The following is a 17250-nucleotide window of genomic DNA, read 5'->3' on the forward strand; positions in this document are numbered from 1 at the left end:
CAATGGACAGTCGCCGGCACGGGCGGCCGGCAGTCGTCCTGGCGGTCACCAGGCGCAGGGCGCGTAGTCCTTCAGGAAGCAGCCGTACACGTCCTCGCCCCGCTCGCCGCGGACGATCGGGTCGTACACCCGCGCCGCGCCGTCGACCAGGTCCAGCGGGGCGTGGAAACCCTCGTCGGCCAGGCGCATCTTCGTCGGGTGCGGACGCTCGTCGGTGATCCAACCGGTGTCCACGCTCGTCATCAGGATGCCGTCGGTGAGCATCTCCTCGGCGCTGGTCCGGGTCAGCATGTTCAACGCCGCCTTGGCCATGTTGGTGTGCGGGTGTCCCGGTCCCTTGTAGCCGCGCCCGAACTGCCCCTCCATCGCCGAGACGTTCACCACGTACTTGCGCCGGGCCGGCGCGGCGGCCATCGCCGGGCGCAGCCGGCTGACCAGGACGAACGGCGCGGTGACGTTGCACAACTGCACTTCGAGCAGCTCGACCGGGTCGACCTCGTGCACCCGCTGGACCCAACTGTTGACCGAGTCGAGATCCGGCACCAGCCCGCCGGCGTCGATGGCGGTGGACGCGGCGATGCGTTCCGGGGAGGCGGAGCCACTGGTGAGCGCCAGCGCGGTCAGCGCGTGCGGACTCAGCGTGGACGACGCCCCGGCGGTGAGGCTGCCCACCGCGCCGCCCTGCCCGTCCGGCTTGGTGAACGTGATCAGCTCCGGCAGCGGGCCGTCCGGCAGGGCCGCGGCCTCGGCGGCGACGAGGTGGGCGTACGCCCCGGGGGAGCGGCGGACCGTCTGCGCCGCGTTGTTGATCAGGATGTCGAGCGGGCCCTGGCTGCTGACCGAGTCGGCGAGGGCGATCACCTGGGCGGGGTCGCGCAGGTCGATCCCGACGACGCGCAGGCGGTGCAGCCAGTCGGCGCTGTCCGGCATGGCGGCGAACCGGCGGACCGCGTCGTGCGGGAAGCGCGTCGTCACCGTCGTGTGCGCGCCGTCGCGCAGCAGCCGCAGCGCGATGTACATGCCGATCTTGGCCCGGCCGCCGGTGAGCAGCGCCCGCCGACCGGTCAGGTCGGTACGGGCGTCGCGGCGTTCCCGGTTCAGCGCGGCGCAGGTCGGGCAGAGCTGGTGGTAGAAGGCGTCCACCTGGCGGTAGCGCTGCTTGCAGACGTAGCAGCCGCGCGGGTTGTGCAGGAAGCCCGCCGTCTCGCCCGCGACGGAGGACGCGAGGGGAATGCCCTGGGTCTCGTCGTCGATCCGCCCGGGAGCGCCGGTGGCGGTGGCCTCGGTCACCGCCCGGTCGGCGGCGAGGATGGCGTCCCGTCGCTCCTCGCGCCGCCGCTGCTTGACCACCTTGTAGAGCCGCGCGGTGGCCCGCTGCACCCGCACCACGTCGGGGTGGTCCGACGGCAGCGACTCCAGCTCGGCGAAGACGCTGAGGCAGGCCTCCAGCCGGTCCCGGTCGATGCCGTCCTGACCGTTTTCGGTAATGCTGTCCACCGTCATGCGTCGTCGTCTCGTCCCGTATTCCGTGCCGGCCCGCGCCGGCCCGCCCCAAGTCCGACCCGAAACTGTACGCACCACGCGGCGCCCGCCGCACCTCGCCGCCGTTCGGCCCCCGGACGCCGCTCGCGGCGCCGGGGGCCGGGGTCGGCCGGCGCCGGGGGCCGGGGTCGGCCGGCGCCGGGGGCCGGGGTCGGCCGGCGCCGGGACCGGGGTCGGCCGGCGCCGGGACCGGGGTCAGCCGGCGCCGGCGGGGCGGCGGCGCGACTCGCGGTGCTCAGGCGGCGTCGGCGTGACCGAGACGCCAGTAACCCATGAAGGCCACCGCCCGCCGGTCCAGGCCCCGCTCGGCGACCAGGTGCCGACGCAGGGTGCGGATGACGCCGGCCTCGCCGGCCAGCCACGCGTACAGCGGCACCGGAGCCACCACGTCCGGGACCTCCCACAGGATCTCGCTGTCCACGTCCACGTCCGGAACTGACGTGACGACCGGGGACGCGTCGGGGGCCAGCAGCCGCTCCGCCGCGGCGGCGACGGCGGGTACCAGCCGGCTGCCGTGCCCGTCGTTCCCTCGGGGCAGCCACCGGACCTCGATGCCGGGCGGCGTGACCAGCGGCAACACGTCGTCGGCGGTGGGCACCTCCAGCAGGACCGCGCCCCGGGCGTCGAGCGGGAGTCGTGCGCAGATGCCGGCGATCGCCGGTACGGCCGTCTCGTCCCCGGCCAGCAGCAGAGCGCCCGCCGCCGACGGCCGGAACTCGATGCCGCCGTGGTTGCCGTCGTAGCCGCTGTCCGGGCCGACGAGGGCGATCTCGTCGCCGACGCTCGCGCGCCGGGCCCAGCGCGTCGCCGGACCGCTGTCGCCGTGCAGCACCAGGTCGACGTCGACCTCGGCCAGGTGCGGCCGGACCGCGCGCACGGTGTAGGTGCGCACCGGGTTGCGCAGCTGCTCCGGCAGGGCCCGCCAGGCCGCATACCAGTCCGCGCCGCCGGCGAGGTGCACCCCGCGCTGACCGGGCAGCGGCAGCACCAGCTTGATTCGCTGGTCGTATCCGTTGTCGGCGAAGCGGTCCAGGTCGACACCGGTGAAGGTGACCCGGGTGAACGAGGGGCTGAGTCGGCGTACCGCCGCGACGGTGACGGTGAACACGCGCCACGGGGCGATGGGCAGGGTCTCGGTCATGGTGCCTCTCTCGGCTCGGGTCGACGGTTAGCGGGAGTTGGTGGTCACGGCGCGGGAGCGCCACAGCAGCCACACGAAGTACGGGGCGCCGATCATGGCGGTGACCAGACCGGCGGGGATCTGGGCCGGTGCGATGACCGTCCGCCCGAGGGTGTCGGCGAGGCTGACCAGCGCCGCGCCGAGCAGGGCGGCCACCGGCAGCACCCGAGAGTGTCGCCCGCCGACGAGCGCCCGCGCGGCGTGCGGGGCGACCAGGCCGACGAAGCCGACGACCCCGACGGCCGAGACCGCGGTGGAGGTGAGCAGCGCCGCCGCGCCGAGCGCGACCAGCCGGGTGCGCTCCAAGCGGACGCCCAGCACCCGGGGGGTGTCGTCGTCCAGCGCCAGCAGGTCGAGTTCGCGTCGGGCGGTGACCACTGCCGGGGTGAGCACCAGCAGCGCGATCAGCACCGGAAGCACCTGCGTGGGCAGGCGGCCGTAGGTGGAGCCGGACAGCCAGGTCAACGCCTTGCCGGTGTTCCACGGGTCGAAGGCGACCACCAGGTACGTGATCACCGCCATGCCGCCCTGCCAGGCGCCGAAGCCGATCAGCACCAGCCGGTCCGAGCTGAGCCCGCCGCGCCAGGCCAGGCCGTAGACCACTGCGAACGCCAGCATCGCGCCGAGGCCGGCGACGCCGGAGAGCGCCCACACCCCGGCCAGCGGCACGAAGGTGAGCAGGGCGACCGCGCCGAGCCCGGCGCCGGCGGTGATGCCGAGGATGCCCGGCTCCGCCAGCGGGTTTCGGCAGACCGCCTGCACCGTGGTGCCGGCGACCGCGAGCGCCGCGCCGGCCAGGACCGCCGCGGCGACGCGCGGCCACCGTTGGTCCAGCACGAAGGTGTACGCGGGCCCGGTGCTGCCGTCGACCCAGTTGACGATGTCGCCGAGCAGGACCCAGGTGTCACCGGCGAGCATGCCGACCGTCACGGCGACGACGGTGAGGACGACGGTGGTGGCGACGACAGCGCGGTGGAAGGTGGCGGAGCGCACCGCCGCGTGCCCGCCGGGCGGGCGGCGGGTGGGGCCGGCGTCGCGGTGGCGGCGGGCCAGCCAGATGAGGATCGCCGCGCCGAACGACGTGGTGACCACACCGGTGGGGATGTCGACACCGGCCTGACCGCCCAGCACGGCGCGCAGCAGCACGTCCGAGCCGAGGACGATGACGACCCCGGCGATGCCGGACAGCGGCAGCAGGACGCGCTGCCGGTGCACTCCCGGCACCACGGGCGCGAGCAGACGGACGATCACCGGGGCGCACAGGCCGACGAAGCCGACCGGTCCGGTGAGGGTGACGGCCGCGGCGGACAGCAGCACGGACAGCAGCAGCACGGTGAGCCGGGTCCGCCGTACGTCCAGGCCGAGCACCGTGGCGGTGTCGTCGCCCAGCGCGAGGATGTCGAGGCGGTGCCCGAGCAGCACCAGCAGGACGGCGGCACCCACGATCACCGGGGCGAGCTGGGTGAGCGCGGTCAGGTCGCTCTGCACCAGCGAGCCGTTGCCCCACGCGAAGAGGCCGATGGTCGCCTGCTCGAACAGGAGCAGCAGCAGGGTGGTCACCGAGCCGAGGGCCAGCGCGGTGGCCGAGCCGGCGAGGACCAGCCGGGTGGTCCCGGCCTGCCCGCCGGAGGACATCGCCAGCACCAGACCGGCCGCGGCCAGCCCGCCGCCGAAGGCGAGGCCGCCGGCGGGCAGCGCGGGCAGCGAGACGCCGAACGCGGCCACGGCGACGATCGCCAGGTGGGCGCCCGCGTTGACGGCGAGGGTGTCGGGGGAGGCGAGCGGGTTGCGGGCGATCGACTGCAACGCCGCTCCGGCGAACCCGAGGGCGACACCGACGGCCAACCCGGCGAGGAGCCGGGGCAGCCGGGAGGCGATCAGGACACGGGCCGCCTCGTCGTCGGTGCCGGTCGCGAGCCGCAGCAGGTCGAGGGCGCCGACGTTCGAGGTGCCCTGGGTGAGGTGCACCGCGCCGACGACGATCAGCAGCACCGTCGCGACGACGAACACTCCGACGACCCGGGGTACGGCGGGGCGACCGCCCGGAGCCGGCCGGGTGGCCGGCTCCGGGCGAGGGGGTGCGTTCAGCACGCTCACACCGCGTAGGTCTTGACGAGCTCGTCGATGTACTGCTTGCCGGAGAGCGGCCCGCCGAAGGTCCAGATGCCGTTGGGCATCCGGTGCAGGTTGCCCTTCCGCACGAACGGCAACGACGTCCAGACGGCGTTGCCGGCCAGCCCGTCGGCGAACACGTCGTCGCCGTCGGAGGCGTTGTAGAAGAGGTGGGTGTTCGGGTCCTTGAGGACGGTCATGCCCTCCACGTCGGTCTGGCCGAGGCCCCACACCTCGTCGGTCTTGCCGGTCCACGCGTTGGTGAGGCCGAGCTGGATGCCGATCTGGGAGACGAGGGCGCCCTTCCCGAACATCCGGATGCTGACGGTGCTGCCCTCCTTCCAGCCGTCGGCGATGGCGAACGGACGGCCGGCGGCCCCGGCGTCGGCGATCTTCTTCTTGCCGTCCGCGATGGCCGCGTCGAAGTCGCCGAGCAGCTTCTCCGCCTCGCTGGTCCTGCCGACCGCCTTCGCGATCATGGTGAGGTCCGCGCGCATCCGGCCGAGGTTGTCGGTGGCGTCGCTGCCCTTGGCCACCACGACGGGCGCGTACTTCTCCAGCTGGCTGATCATGTTCGCGCCCCGGTCGTCCTCCATCACGATGAGGTCGGGCTGGAGGGCGACGATCGAGTCGACGCTGGGCTCGCCCCGGGTGCCGACGTCCTTGACCCCGGGGTCGAGCTTCGCCGAGGTGACCCAGGTGCCGTACCCCTTGGGGTCGGCCACGCCGACGGGCATGACGCCCAGGCTGACCAGCATCTCGACCTCACCCCACTCGAGCCCGACGACCTTGGTCGCCGGGGCCTTGAGGGTGATCTCCTTGCCCCGGCTGTCGGTGAGGGTGACCGGCCCGCCGGCCGCCGGGGCGGAGGTGTCGGGGGTGGCGGTCTTCTCTGTGGTGCCGCAGGCGCCGAGCGTCAGCGCGGCCACGACGGCGAGGAGGGCGGTGAAACGGGTACGGGTCATGACGGTCTTTCTCTGCTGTGGATGAGGGGTGTTTCAGACCAGGGCGCGCGCGGCGTGCCGCCCGACCGGGCGGGTGGTGACCAGTCCGCTGACCGGATCGGTGGTCACCTCGATACGGATGCCGTAGGTCTCGGTGAGGGCGTCCTCGGTGAACACGGCGGCCGGGGCGCCGGTGGCGCGGACCCGGCCCTGGTGCAACAGGACCACCTCGTCCGCCACGGCGGCGGCCTGGTTGAGGTCGTGCAGGACCACGCCCACGGCGACGCCGTGGTCGTCGGCGAGGTCACGGACCAGGTCGAGGATCTCCACCTGGTAGCGCAGGTCCAGGAAGGTGGTGGGCTCGTCGAGCAGCAGCACCGGAGTGTCCTGGGCCAGGCAGGTGGCCAGCCACACCCGCTGCAACTCGCCGCCGGACAACTCGTCCACCGGGCGTTCGGCCATCGCGGCGACGCCGGTGACCTCCATGGCGCGGGCGATGGCGGCCGGGCCGGTCGGGTCCTCCGCGCGCCACCGCCCCCGGTACGGGTGCCGGCCGTATCCCACGACGTCGCGGACGGTGACTCCGGTGGGCACCGGCCGACTCTGCGCGAGCAGGGTGACCCGACGGGCGAACTCCCTGGACGGGAGGCTGGCGGCGGTGACGCCGTCGGTGAGGTGCACGGTGCCGGCCTGGATCGGGTGCAGCCGGGCCAGGGCGCGCAGCAGCGTGGACTTGCCGCTGCCGTTCGGCCCGACGAGCGCCGTCACGGCGCCCGCCCGAAGGCTGATCATCGCGCCGTGCACCACCGGCACACCGTGATAGCCCAGTCGGAGGTCGACGCCGGACAGGCTGTTCTCCCCGTTGGCCGACGCCAACTCGCTCTGCATGAGGTTAGGCTAACCTAACCAAACGTCGGTGTGTCAAGCCGCCCGATCCGGCGGGGGCCGGTGGGGCGCAGGGGCGGTGCGCAGGTGAGGGATGCTGGTCCCGTGCAGATCACCACCCTCGGCCCACTCGCCGTCGACGGCCGGCCCGTGCGGGGTGAACGGCTCGCGGCGGTGGTGCGCGCGCTCGTCGATGCCCGGGGGCGGGCGGTCTCCACGGCCCTGCTGGTGGACGCGGTGTGGGACGGCGCGCCACCGGACGACGCGAACGGCGCGGTCCAGGCGCTCGTCTCCCGGGTACGCCGTCTCGGGTTGCCAGTGCTCGCCGCGCCCGGCGGCTACCGCCTCCCCGCCGAGGAGGTGACCGTCGACGCGGTCGAGGCGCGGACGCTCGTCGACAGTGCGCGGACCGTGCTGCACACCGGCGACGCGTCCGGCGCCCGCGATCTGGCCGACCGGGCGCGTGCCCTGTTCCCCGAGGTGCCGGAGTTGGCCACCGCCGAGGACACCCGGCTGTTCGCGGACGTGACCGCGCTGCGCGCCCAGGCGGCACTCGCCGGTGCCGGCCCGTACGACGAGGTCGACCTGGGCCGGCTCGTGGCGCGTACCCCGCCGGACGAGCCGTCGGCCGCGCTGCTCGTCCGGGTGCTCGCCGCGCAGGGGCGGGAGGCCGAGGCGCTGGAGGTGGTCGAGCGGCTGCGCACCGACCTGGCCGACCGGTACGGCACCGACCCGTCGCCGGTGATCGCAGAGGTGCACCTGGCGTTGCTGCGCGGCGAGCTCACCACCCCGACCGGCGGTACGCCGCCCCGACGACCGGCCCGCGGCGCGCTGCCCGCCGCGTGGCGTCGCCCGCTGACCACCCTCGTCGGGCGGGAGCGGGACGTCGAGAGCGTCACCGACTCGCTCGCCGAGACACCGCTGGTGACCATCGTGGCGACCGGCGGGGCCGGGAAGACCCGACTCGCGGCCGAGGTGACCAGGCACGCGGTGGCGGCGGGGCAGACCGTGCGCGTGGTCGAACTCGCCGGCCTGCGCTCGCCCGACGAGGTGCTGCCCACCGTCCTCGCCGCGCTCGGCGGTGCGGACACCACGCCGACCGGTGGCAACCTCGGCCTGGAGCGGCGGGTCCTCAACCCCGAGGAGCGCCTGCGCGCGGTGGCGCCGGACCTCGACGGGCTGGTGGTGCTGGACAACTGCGAACACGTCCTCGACGCGGTGGCCGTCGTCGTCGCGGACCTGCTCGCCGCGACGTCCGCCGACGTCGCGGTGCTCGCGACGAGCCGAGCCCCGCTGGGTCTGGCGGGCGAACGGGTGCACCGACTGACCACCCTGCCGGACGCGGACGCGCTCGCGCTGATCGAGTCCCGCGCCCGAGCGGGCGGCGCGGTGTCCACCGGGGACACCGAACGGACCCTCGCGCTGTGCCACCGGCTGGACAACCTGCCGCTGGCGCTCGAACTGGCCGCCGCCCGGCTGCGCCACATGCCGATCGACGACGTGCTCAGCGGACTCACCGACCGGTTCGCGTTGCTCGACGACGCGCTGCGCGGGCTTCCCGAGCGGCACGCGAGCCTCTGGGCGATGGTCGACTGGAGCCGGGAACTGCTCGCGCCCGACGACCGTCAGCTACTCCAGCGGGTCGCCGTCATCCCCGCCGCGTTCACCGCGGACCTCGCGGCCGCCGTCGCCGGGCGTCCGGACGTCCGGCGCGGTCTGGCGACGCTCGTCGAACAGTCCCTGCTCACCCTCGTCGAGGGGGAGGGGCCGCCGCGCTACCGGATGCTGGAGACGGTCCGCGAGTACGGGGAGGCCCGCCTCGACGAGACCGGCGACCGGGAACCGGCGACGGCCGGCCTGGTCGACTGGGCGCGGGGCGAGTCGGTGGCGCTCGCCGGCCGGTTCGTCGGCCCGGACCAGGTCGAGGCGCTCAACCGCTGCGCCGCCGAGCAGGACAACCTGGTCGCGGCGCTGCGGTGGTCGCTCGCCGGCGACGACGAGCCGGCCTCGATCGACGTCGCCAGCGCGCTGTTCTTCCTCTGGACGGTACGGGGCCTGCACGTGGAGGTCCTGGGGTGGGCGCGCGGCCTGCTGCACGTCGACGAGCCGCGGCGACGGCGACACTCGGCGATCCTCGGCGGTAGGTCGGCCGGACGACCACTGCCGGACGCGGACCGGCTCGTGCGCACCGGTCTGGTGATCGGGGTCAACGCCGGGATCAGCGGCGACCTGCGGCTCGCCGTGATCGCCCGTCGGGCGCTGCGCACGACCCTCGCCGAACGCCGTACCGAGGTGTCGGCGCGGCAGGCCGCGCTCGCCTCGGCGTTGCCCGGCTTCGACACCGCCGACCCGGAGCAGTCCATGAAGGGCGCGAGCGAGATGATCGCCCACCCCGACCCGTACGTCCAGGCGCTCGGCTACTTCGCCCGCGCCGCCGTACGGGAGAACAGCGGTTCTCCGCAGGCGTCGGTCGGCGACGCGGAGCAGGCGTACCGCCGCTTCGAGGCGACCGGCGACCACTGGGGCATGGCGATGGCGGCGGGGGTCGTCGGGCAGTTCCTGACCCTGCGCGACGGCGCCCGGGCGACCGACTGGCTGACCCTGAGCCTTCAGCACATGGAGGTGATCGGGGCGGCGCAGGACGCCCGCTCGATCCGGGTGCGGCTGGACGCGCGGCTCGCGCTGGACGGTGACCGGGATGCCGAACGGCGGCTCACCGACACGGCGGCGGGCGACGCCGAGGCGATGGACATCGCGCAGGCCCGACTCGGGTTGGCCCACCTCGCCTGGCAGCGGGAGCGCTACGACGAGGCTCTCCGGCACGCCGAGGCGGTGACCCGGGTCCTGATCGGTTGGGCCGGCGCGCCGCCGCAGCCGCGCGTCATCTTCCGGGTCGCGGTGGCCGTGCTGCGCCTACGGTTGGCGCGGGTGCGACCGGGCGCGGAGCCGTTCGACCAGGCCGCCGCGTTGCTGGCGCTGGCCCGGGACGAGGCGCTCGGCTCCAACGACCTGCCGGTGATCGGGGCGTGGGCGCTGGGTGGCGCCGAACTGGCGGCGCACCGGGGCGACGCGGCGACCGCCCGCGACCTGTTCGTGCTCGGGTCGCGGATCGGCGGCCACGTCGGGATCTTCCTCCCGCCCGGCGACCAGGAACGGCTCAGCGCCGCCCTCGGCACCGAGGAGCAGCGTGAGCCGTTGCAGGCCGCGTGGCGCGAGCGGCCGGTCGCCGCGGTCGTCGCCCGCATCCGCGAGCTGATGGACGACCTGCTGGGTTAGATCTTCTTCCGGTACGCGCGCAGCGCCAGCGGCATGAAGAGCACCACGAAGCCGACGCACCAGGCGAGCGTCCACCACACGTGCGAGCCGAGCGGGGTGCCGAGGAACAGCCCCCGTACCGAGGCCACCAGGTGGGTCATCGGGTTGACGTCCACGAACGCCCGCATCCACCCGGGCAGGGTGTCGGCGGCGACGAACACGTTCGACGCGAAGCTCAGCGGCATGATCAGCGCGAACATCAGGCCCTGCACCGCGCCCGGGGTGCGCACCTTCATCGACACGAGCACCGGCAGCCAGCTCAGGCAGAGCGCGAACAGCACCGCGAGCAGGCACCCGCCGACCGCCCGGAACAGGTCGGTCTCGATCCGGAAGCCCATCGCGTAGCCGATCGCGAGGGTCGACACCGTGACGATCACGTAGCGGACCACGTCGCCGAGGACCGCGCCCAGCAGGGGTGCGGAGCGGGGGATCGGCAACGAGCGGAACCTGTCGAAGATGCCCTTGGCGATGTCGGTGTTGAGGTTGACGCCGATCGCGATGGCACCGGTGGCGATGGTCTGCACCAGGATGCCGGGCAGCAGGAACTGGAGGTAGTCGTGGGTCGAGCCGGCGACCGCGCCGCCGAAGACGTACACGAAGATGATCAGGAACAGCACCGGCTGCAACGTGACGTCGATGAGCGCCTCGGGCGTGCGCCAGGTCTTGATGAGGCTGCGCTTGGCGAGCGCCAACGAGTGCCGGACCAGCCGGAACGGCCGTGGGTTCGGCACCGGGCTGGTCAGCCCCCGGGTTCTGGTGGGTCCTGCGTCGATCAGTGTGCTCATGCCGCGACCTCCGTGCGGGTGGTGTCGTCGTCGGACGCCGTACGTCCGGTGAGGGTGAAGAAGACCTCGTCCAGGCTCGGCAGGTGCAGGGAGAGTTCGGTGACGGCGATGCCGGCCGAGGCGAACCGCGCGACGCTCTCGGTGAGCGCCGCGTCGTCGGTGACCGGCACCGCGAGCACGCCCCTGCGGATCTCGTCGGCCTGCGCGCCGGAGCCGACCCGGGTCAGGATCTCCGCGGTCCGGGGCAGGTGCGCCGGGTCGGACGGTCGAACCTCCAGGGTCTGCCCGCCGACCACCCGCTTGAGTCCGTCCGGGGTGTCGTGCGCGATGACGCGGCCGTGGTCGATGACCGTGATCGCGTCGGCGAGCGCGTCGGCCTCCTCCAGGTACTGCGTGGTGAGCAGCACCGTCGAGCCGTTGCCGACCAGGGAGCGGACCACGTCCCACATGTCCTCGCGCTTGGCCGGGTCGAGGCCCGTCGTCGGCTCGTCCAGGAAGATCACGTCGGGGGAGCCGACGAGGCTGGCGGCCAGGTCCAACCGCCGCCGCATGCCGCCGGAGTAGGTCTTCGCCGGCCGGTTCGCGGCGTCGGTCAGGTCGAACCAGTCGAGCAGCTCGGCGGCGCGTCGCCGCGCCCCGGCGCGCCCCAGCTCCAGCAGGGTGCCGAACAGCTCCAGGTTCTGCCGCCCGGTCAGGTCCTCGTCCACCGAGGCGTACTGGCCGGTGAGGCCGATGCTCTGCCGGACGCGCTCGGCGTCGCGCACCACGTCGTACCCGCCGATCCGGGCGCTGCCCCCGTCGGGGGTGAGCAGGGTGGAGAGGATCCGCACGGCGGTGGTCTTGCCGGCGCCGTTCGGACCGAGCACGCCGAGCACCGTCCCCCGGGGTACGGCGAGATCGACGCCCTGCAACGCTCTCGTCCTGCCGAACGTCTTGACGAGGCCCTCGGCCTCGATCACCAGGTCAGCTGTCATGCCGGAAGTCTGCGCGGCTCGGCTGACACCGTCCCGACACGGCGCCGACACCGGCGCCGACACGCGCTGACAACCGGGCGACCCCGCCCTGCGCCCCACCTGCCGGTCAGCCCGGCAGGCGACCCCGCGTGGAGACGAAGTGGTACGACATGGCGGCGAAGCCGGGATCACGGACCAGCCGCCGGAAGGCGTTCAGTTGGTGCGGGGACAGCCCGGCGGCCAATAGGTCGGGCTCCAACTGCCGCGAATTGGTCTCGTAAAGCGAGGTGCCGGTCGAGCCGCCGGCCCAGCTCTGCGAGTGGGTGATGGTGTCCAGGTCGGTCAGGCCGGCCAGGGCCATCTCGGTGTGCACGTCCTGCGCCCACCCGAGGTCGGCGCCGTGGTCCTCCAGGACCCCCATCATGGCGTCCATCACCTGCGCGAAGAGCTTCGCCGCGTCGTCGCTCGGCGCGGTCAGCACGCGCGGTGTCGCGGTGCAGTCGAACTCCTCGACCACCAGCCAGCCGCCGGGGGCCAGGGCGCCGGTGAGCATCCGCAGGACCCGCCGGCGCTCCGGGAGGTGCAGCAGCACCAGCCGGGCGTGGATCAGGTCGAACGCGTCCCCGGGTGGCGGCTCGGTGCGCACGTCGTGCCGGCGCACGCGCAGGTTGTCCGCGGCGACGAGGTGGGTGGGGTCGATGTCGGTGGCCAGCACGTGGCCCTCGTCGCCGACCGCGCGGGCGATCCGCCGGGCCATCGAGCCGCCGCCCGCGCCGACCTCCCAGCAGGTCGCGCCGGCCTCCAGCACCGGACGGGCCAGGCGGCGCGTCGTGATCGGGTCCAGGAACGACTCCAGCGCGTGCATCTGCGCGACGGCGTCCGGCGCCGCGTTGTCGAACGTGTAGCTGCCATCGTTCTCAACGGTTGTCATCGGTGTCTACCTCTCCAGAGGGTCGGCGGCGATGCCCACCATGGCCGCCAGCGGGGTCGGGTCGAGGCGGGCCTCGGCCGTCGGTCGGTCGTAGACCACCCGGCCGTACTCCAGCACCGCCACCCGGTCCGCGATCTCGATCGCGTGCTGGAGTTGCTGCTCCACCAGCAGCACGGTCAGGCCGTCGGCGGCGAGACCGTTGACGAGCGCACGGACCCGCGCCGCCAGGTCGGGTGAGAGCCCTTCGCACGGTTCGTCGAGCAGCAGCACCCGCGGTTGCCCGAGCAGCGCCCGGGCGATGGCCAGCATCTGCTGCTCACCGCCGGACAGCTCGCAGCCACGGTGCCGCAGCCGCGCCGCCAGTCTCGGCAGCAGTTCGAGGGTCCGGTCGACGGTCCAGCCCGCACCGCCGTACGTGCGGGCCCGCCACGGCGCGGCCGCCAGGTGCAGGTGCTCGGCCACCGTCAACCGGGAGAAGACCCGCCGGCCCTGCGGAACGAGACCGACGCCGGACTGCGCGATGCGGTGCGGCTGCCGGCCGGTCACCGGCACGCCGCCGACCTCGATGCGACCACTGGAGGCCCGCACCAGCCCGGCGATGGTGTGCACGAGGGTGCTCTTGCCCGCGCCGTTGCGACCCACGACGGCCTGGATGCTGCCCGGTCGCACCCGCAGGCTGACCTCGTGCAGCACGGTCCCACCGGCGTAGCCGGCGGACACACTGTCGACCGTCAACATCAGGCCACCCCCTCGGCGTATGCCTGGCGCACCAGCGGCGAGGCGCGGATCTCCTCCGGGGTGCCGGTGGCCAACGTCCGACCGTCGCGCAGGACGCTCACCGCGTCGGAGAGGGCGTACACCAGGTCCAGTCGGTGCTCGACGAGCAGCACCGCGACGGCCCTGGGCAGCGCCTGGAGCACCGCGACCAGATGGGCGACCTCGATGGCGGACAGCCCGGCGGCCGGTTCGTCGAGCAGCAGCAGCCGGGGACGGCCGGCGAGGGCCATCGCGATCTCCAACTGGCGGCGCTGCCCGTGGGCGAGGTGCCCGGCGGGCACCGCCGCGACGTCGGCCAGGCCCATCTGTTCCAGCAGCGCGTCCGCGCGGTCCCGCGCGGCGCGCCGACGTCGGCCCGGCCACCACCCCCGGTGTACGGTCACCCGCGGCAGCGCGGCCACCACCACGTTCTCCGCTGCGGTGAGCGTCGCGAAGACCGCCGGGCGTTGGTGGATGCGGTTGATGCCCCTCCGGGCCCGAGTGGTCGGTCCGAGCCGGCTGACCTCCCGTCCGGCGAAGCGCACGGTGCCGCGCTGCGGCTTCGTGGACCCGCCGATCACATTGAGCAGTGTCGTCTTGCCCGCGCCGTTCGGGCCGATCAGCGCGTGCCGCTGACCGTCGTGCACGCACAGGTCCACGCCGTCGAGCGCGGCGAGCGAGCCGTACCGCACGGTGACCTCCTTGACGTCGAGCAGACAGGTCATCGGCGCAGCTCCGCGACTGTGGCCCGGTCCGGTACGGCCGGCGTGTCCCGGCGTCGCGCCGGGAGGCTCGGGCGCCACCGGCCGCGGCTCCGGTCGATCCCGGTGGGCAGCAGGTAGACAGTCGCCACGAACAGCGCGCCCAGCACCAGCGGCGCGTGACCGGGCAGGACGCCGAACAGCCAGTCCCGGACGGCGATGACCAGCGCCGCGCCCACCAGAGCGCCGCCCACCGAGGCGGTGCCACCGATCACGACACCGAGCAGCAGCAGCGCGGACGTGTCGAAACCGAAGTCGGCGGGGGAGATGTACTGCTGGGCGACGACGAGCAACGAGCCGGCGGCGCCGGCTGTCGCACCGGCGGCGATGTGCGCGCCGGACAGGTACAGCGGCACCCGGTGCCCGCTGGCCCGCAGCCGCGTCTCGTCGTCCCGGGCGGCGCGCAGCAGCAGCCCGGCCCGGGTCCGCAGCAGCACCAGCACCACGCCCACCAGCGCGGCCACCACGACCAGGGCGTACAGGTAGCGGGCCCGGTCGCTGGCCAGGGGCGGCAGCCCCCAGAACGGGCGGACCGCCGGGATGCCGGCCAGCCCGTCCGTGCCACCGGTCACCGACCGCCACCGGCCGAGGACTGTCACGACCAGTTCACCGATGGCCAGGGTGATCATCAGGACGATGACGCCCCGGGCGTGCACGACGAGCGGCACGGTGAGCGCGGCCAGCACCGCGCCGGCGCCCGCCGCGACCGCGACCTGCACCACACCGACGTCGGAGATCCGGCTCCCGAGCACGGCGCAGGCGTACGCGCCCGCCGCGTAGGGCGCGGTCTGGCCGAGGGTGGGCACGCCGGCGACACCGGTCAGCAGTGCCACGCTCACCCCGACCAGGGCCAGCGCCAGCGTCCGGGCGAGGATCGCCGTGGTGTAGTCGTCCACCACCCAGGGCGCCACGACCAGGCCGGCCAGGACGAGCGCCGCGACGCCGCCCCATGCCCGCCGGAGCACGTCGCCGGTCATGCCGCCCGCCACCTGACGGCCAGGCCCCGGGCGCGCACCGCCAGCACGGCCGCCATGGCGGCGAACAGCAGGAACGGCGCGGCGGACGGCAGCAGCGCCACCCCCAGCGTCTGGATCTCGCCGATCGCGAGCGCGGCCACCAGCGTGCCCGCCATCGAGCCGAGTCCACCGAGGACGACGACCACCAGGGACAGCAGCAGCACGGTGTCGGCGGTGTCGGTACCCGGGCCGATGATGGGCGCGCCCAGGACCCCGGCCGCGCCGGCCAGCGCCCCGGCGGCGGCGAGCACGCCGGCCCGGATCCGCGCGGGGCTGACGCCCAGGCAGGCGACCATCTCCGCGTCGTCGACGGCCGCCCGGACCAGCATCCCGGCCCGGGTGCGCCGCAGCACCAGGTAGAGCGCGCCCGCCAGCACCGCCGCCACGACGATGAAGACCAGCCGGTACGCGGCGTAGCGGTGACCGGCGACCACCACCGAACCCTCCAGCGCGGCGGGAACCCGCACCTGCGGATCGTCGGGTCCGAACCCGGCGACGAGCAGGCTGCCGCCGGCCAGCGCCACACCGAACGTCAGCAGCGCCTGGCTCAGGTGGTTGCCGGTGGGGACCGGGGTGAGCAGCCCGGCCAGCAGCACACCCGCGGCGGCGGCGGCCAGCACACCGACCGCCAGCGCCAGCGCCAGGCTCACCCAACCGCCGTCGAGCAGCGCGGCGGCCGTGTACCCGCCGATCGCGTAGAGCATGCCGTGCGCCAGGTTGAGGATGTTGGCGACGCCGAAGCAGAAGACCAGGCCCGACGCGGCGACGAACACGAGCAGCCCGTAGGCGACTCCGTCCAACGCCGGAATCAGGTACGGGTCGATCCGGTTCGTCAGGGCCGCCGCCGTCATCGGCCGACGGTCGCGAGGTCACCCACGACGGTGTTGGACAGCGCCCGCCCGTCCTGGCGGACCTGCCGCAGGTACCACTTCTGCACCGGCGAGTGGGTGGTGGTGGAGAACTGCCAGGTGCCGCGCGGGCTGGCGATCTGGCCGAGTTTCCCGATGGCGGTGTTGATCGCCTCCGGGGTCGGGTCGCTGCCGGCGGCGCCGATCGCCCGGTCCAGCACTGCCGCCGCGTCGTACGAGGCGAGCGCGTAGGTCGTCGGCGAGCCGTCGTGCTTGGCCTTCCAGGCCGCCACGAACGCGCGGTTCTCGGCGTTGTCGAGGTCCGGCGAGTAGTTGAGCACCGAGTAGATGCCCCGGGCCGCGTCGCCCTGGGCGTTGAGCACGCCGCCCTCGGTGAGGAACCCCGCCGCGTACAGCGGGACGTCCTTGATCTCGGACTGCGCGTACTGCTTGACGAAGTCGACGGCGGCGCTGCCGGCGTAGAACGTGAAGACGGCCGCCGCGCCGGAGGCCTTGATCCGGGCGAAGTACGGGGTGAAGTTGGTGGTCGCCGGGAACGGGGTGAAGGTGGTCTTGCCGTCCGGGTTCGCGAGCTTCCCGCCGATCTTGCCGAAGGCGTCGGTGAACCCCCGCAGCTCGTCCCAGCCGCCCTGGTAGTCCGGGCCGATCGCATACACCGAGCCCTTCACGTTGTCCCGGACGTGCTGCGCGATCGCCGCTCCGGGCTCGTCGGAGAGGTACGAGGTGTGCCAGACCCGGGAGACGTCCTTGAGTTCGGGTCGTCCGTTGGAGCCGACGAGGGGCACCTTCGTCTCGGCGAGCAGCGGGACGACACCGGCGACCGAACCGCCACCGACGATGCCGGTGAGCGCGGACACCCGGTCCTGCTTGAGCAGCTTGGTCGCCGCCGGCACCGCGGTCTGGGCGCCGTTGCCCTCGTCGGCGACGACGAGGTCGACCTGTCGGCCGCCGAGCTTGCCGTCGTGGGTGTCCAGGTAGAGCTGGAAGCCGTCGCGGATCTCCGTGCCGACCGCCTGGTACGTGCCGGACAGCGAGGCGAGCAGGCCGATCTTTATCGAGCCGCTGGCGCTGGTGCCCGGCCCGTCGTCGCCGCAGGCCGTGCTGGTGGTCAGCGCGGCCGCGAGCGCCGCGGCGATGAGGGCACGGCTGCGCCAAGGCGTGGTGTGAGGCATGACTTCGACTCCAGAAGATGGGGGAAGGG

Annotated in this window: 14 protein-coding genes; 1 reads left to right on the forward strand and 13 read right to left on the reverse strand. The window is 74.0% G+C overall.

Going from position 1 to position 17250, the window contains the following annotated elements:
- Nucleotides 1-45: 45 nt before the first annotated feature.
- The 5 genes from O7634_RS22940 to O7634_RS22960 form a co-directional block, all read right to left on the reverse strand.
- Complete coding sequence (locus tag O7634_RS22940) at nucleotides 46-1503, reverse strand: SDR family NAD(P)-dependent oxidoreductase (RefSeq protein WP_278152185.1); 1458 nt, start codon at nucleotides 1501-1503, stop codon at nucleotides 46-48.
- A 274-nt stretch (nucleotides 1504-1777) separates the two neighbouring features.
- Nucleotides 1778-2683 carry a siderophore-interacting protein gene (locus tag O7634_RS22945; protein ID WP_278152186.1) on the reverse strand — a complete coding sequence of 302 codons (906 nt, stop codon included), beginning with the start codon at nucleotides 2681-2683 and terminating at the stop codon, nucleotides 1778-1780.
- 27 nt (nucleotides 2684-2710) lie between these two features.
- A complete protein-coding gene (locus tag O7634_RS22950) occupies nucleotides 2711-4810 on the reverse strand; it encodes an iron ABC transporter permease (RefSeq protein ID WP_347404315.1) in 2100 nt (699 codons plus the stop codon).
- Between the two features lie 5 nt (nucleotides 4811-4815).
- A complete protein-coding gene (locus O7634_RS22955; protein ID WP_278152188.1) occupies nucleotides 4816-5799 on the reverse strand; it encodes an ABC transporter substrate-binding protein in 984 nt (327 codons plus the stop codon).
- A gap of 33 nt (nucleotides 5800-5832) precedes the next feature.
- Nucleotides 5833-6666 carry an ABC transporter ATP-binding protein gene (locus O7634_RS22960; protein ID WP_278152189.1) on the reverse strand — a complete coding sequence of 278 codons (834 nt, stop codon included), beginning with the start codon at nucleotides 6664-6666 and terminating at the stop codon, nucleotides 5833-5835.
- A gap of 102 nt (nucleotides 6667-6768) precedes the next feature.
- Here O7634_RS22960 and O7634_RS22965 point away from each other — a divergent pair, with 102 nt between their 5' ends.
- Nucleotides 6769-9939 carry a BTAD domain-containing putative transcriptional regulator gene (locus O7634_RS22965; RefSeq protein WP_278152190.1) on the forward strand — a complete coding sequence of 1057 codons (3171 nt, stop codon included), beginning with the start codon at nucleotides 6769-6771 and terminating at the stop codon, nucleotides 9937-9939.
- On the opposite strand, the gene O7634_RS22970 is transcribed toward O7634_RS22965, so the two are convergent.
- The 8 genes from O7634_RS22970 to O7634_RS23005 all read right to left on the reverse strand — a co-directional run bounded on the left by O7634_RS22970 (nucleotide 9936) and on the right by O7634_RS23005 (nucleotide 17221).
- Nucleotides 9936-10763, reverse strand: coding sequence for an ABC transporter permease (locus tag O7634_RS22970; protein WP_278152191.1), 828 nt, complete (start codon nucleotides 10761-10763; stop codon nucleotides 9936-9938). The genes O7634_RS22965 and O7634_RS22970 overlap by 4 nt on opposite strands.
- Nucleotides 10760-11737: an ATP-binding cassette domain-containing protein gene (locus tag O7634_RS22975; protein WP_278152192.1), complete on the reverse strand. Its 978-nt coding sequence runs from the start codon at nucleotides 11735-11737 to the stop codon at nucleotides 10760-10762. Before O7634_RS22975 ends, O7634_RS22970 begins: the two co-directional genes overlap by 4 nt.
- 106 nt (nucleotides 11738-11843) lie before the next feature.
- Complete coding sequence (locus tag O7634_RS22980) at nucleotides 11844-12647, reverse strand: methyltransferase domain-containing protein (protein WP_278152193.1); 804 nt, start codon at nucleotides 12645-12647, stop codon at nucleotides 11844-11846.
- A 6-nt stretch (nucleotides 12648-12653) separates the two neighbouring features.
- Nucleotides 12654-13385, reverse strand: a complete 732-nt coding sequence (locus O7634_RS22985; protein WP_278152194.1) for an ABC transporter ATP-binding protein — start codon at nucleotides 13383-13385, stop codon at nucleotides 12654-12656.
- Nucleotides 13385-14128, reverse strand: coding sequence for an ABC transporter ATP-binding protein (locus O7634_RS22990; protein WP_278152195.1), 744 nt, complete (start codon nucleotides 14126-14128; stop codon nucleotides 13385-13387). The genes O7634_RS22985 and O7634_RS22990 overlap by 1 nt, the downstream gene beginning before the upstream one ends.
- Entirely contained in the window at nucleotides 14125-15141 is a 1017-nt protein-coding gene (locus tag O7634_RS22995; protein ID WP_278152196.1) for a branched-chain amino acid ABC transporter permease, read from the reverse strand. The genes O7634_RS22990 and O7634_RS22995 overlap by 4 nt, the downstream gene beginning before the upstream one ends.
- A complete protein-coding gene (locus tag O7634_RS23000; protein WP_278152197.1) occupies nucleotides 15138-16031 on the reverse strand; it encodes a branched-chain amino acid ABC transporter permease in 894 nt (297 codons plus the stop codon). Before O7634_RS23000 ends, O7634_RS22995 begins: the two co-directional genes overlap by 4 nt.
- A complete protein-coding gene (locus tag O7634_RS23005) occupies nucleotides 16028-17221 on the reverse strand; it encodes an ABC transporter substrate-binding protein (RefSeq protein ID WP_278152198.1) in 1194 nt (397 codons plus the stop codon). Before O7634_RS23005 ends, O7634_RS23000 begins: the two co-directional genes overlap by 4 nt.
- Nucleotides 17222-17250: the final 29 nt, after the last annotated feature.

This window comes from Micromonospora sp. WMMD1120, assembly GCF_029626235.1.
Classification (GTDB): Bacteria; Actinomycetota; Actinomycetes; order Mycobacteriales; family Micromonosporaceae; genus Micromonospora.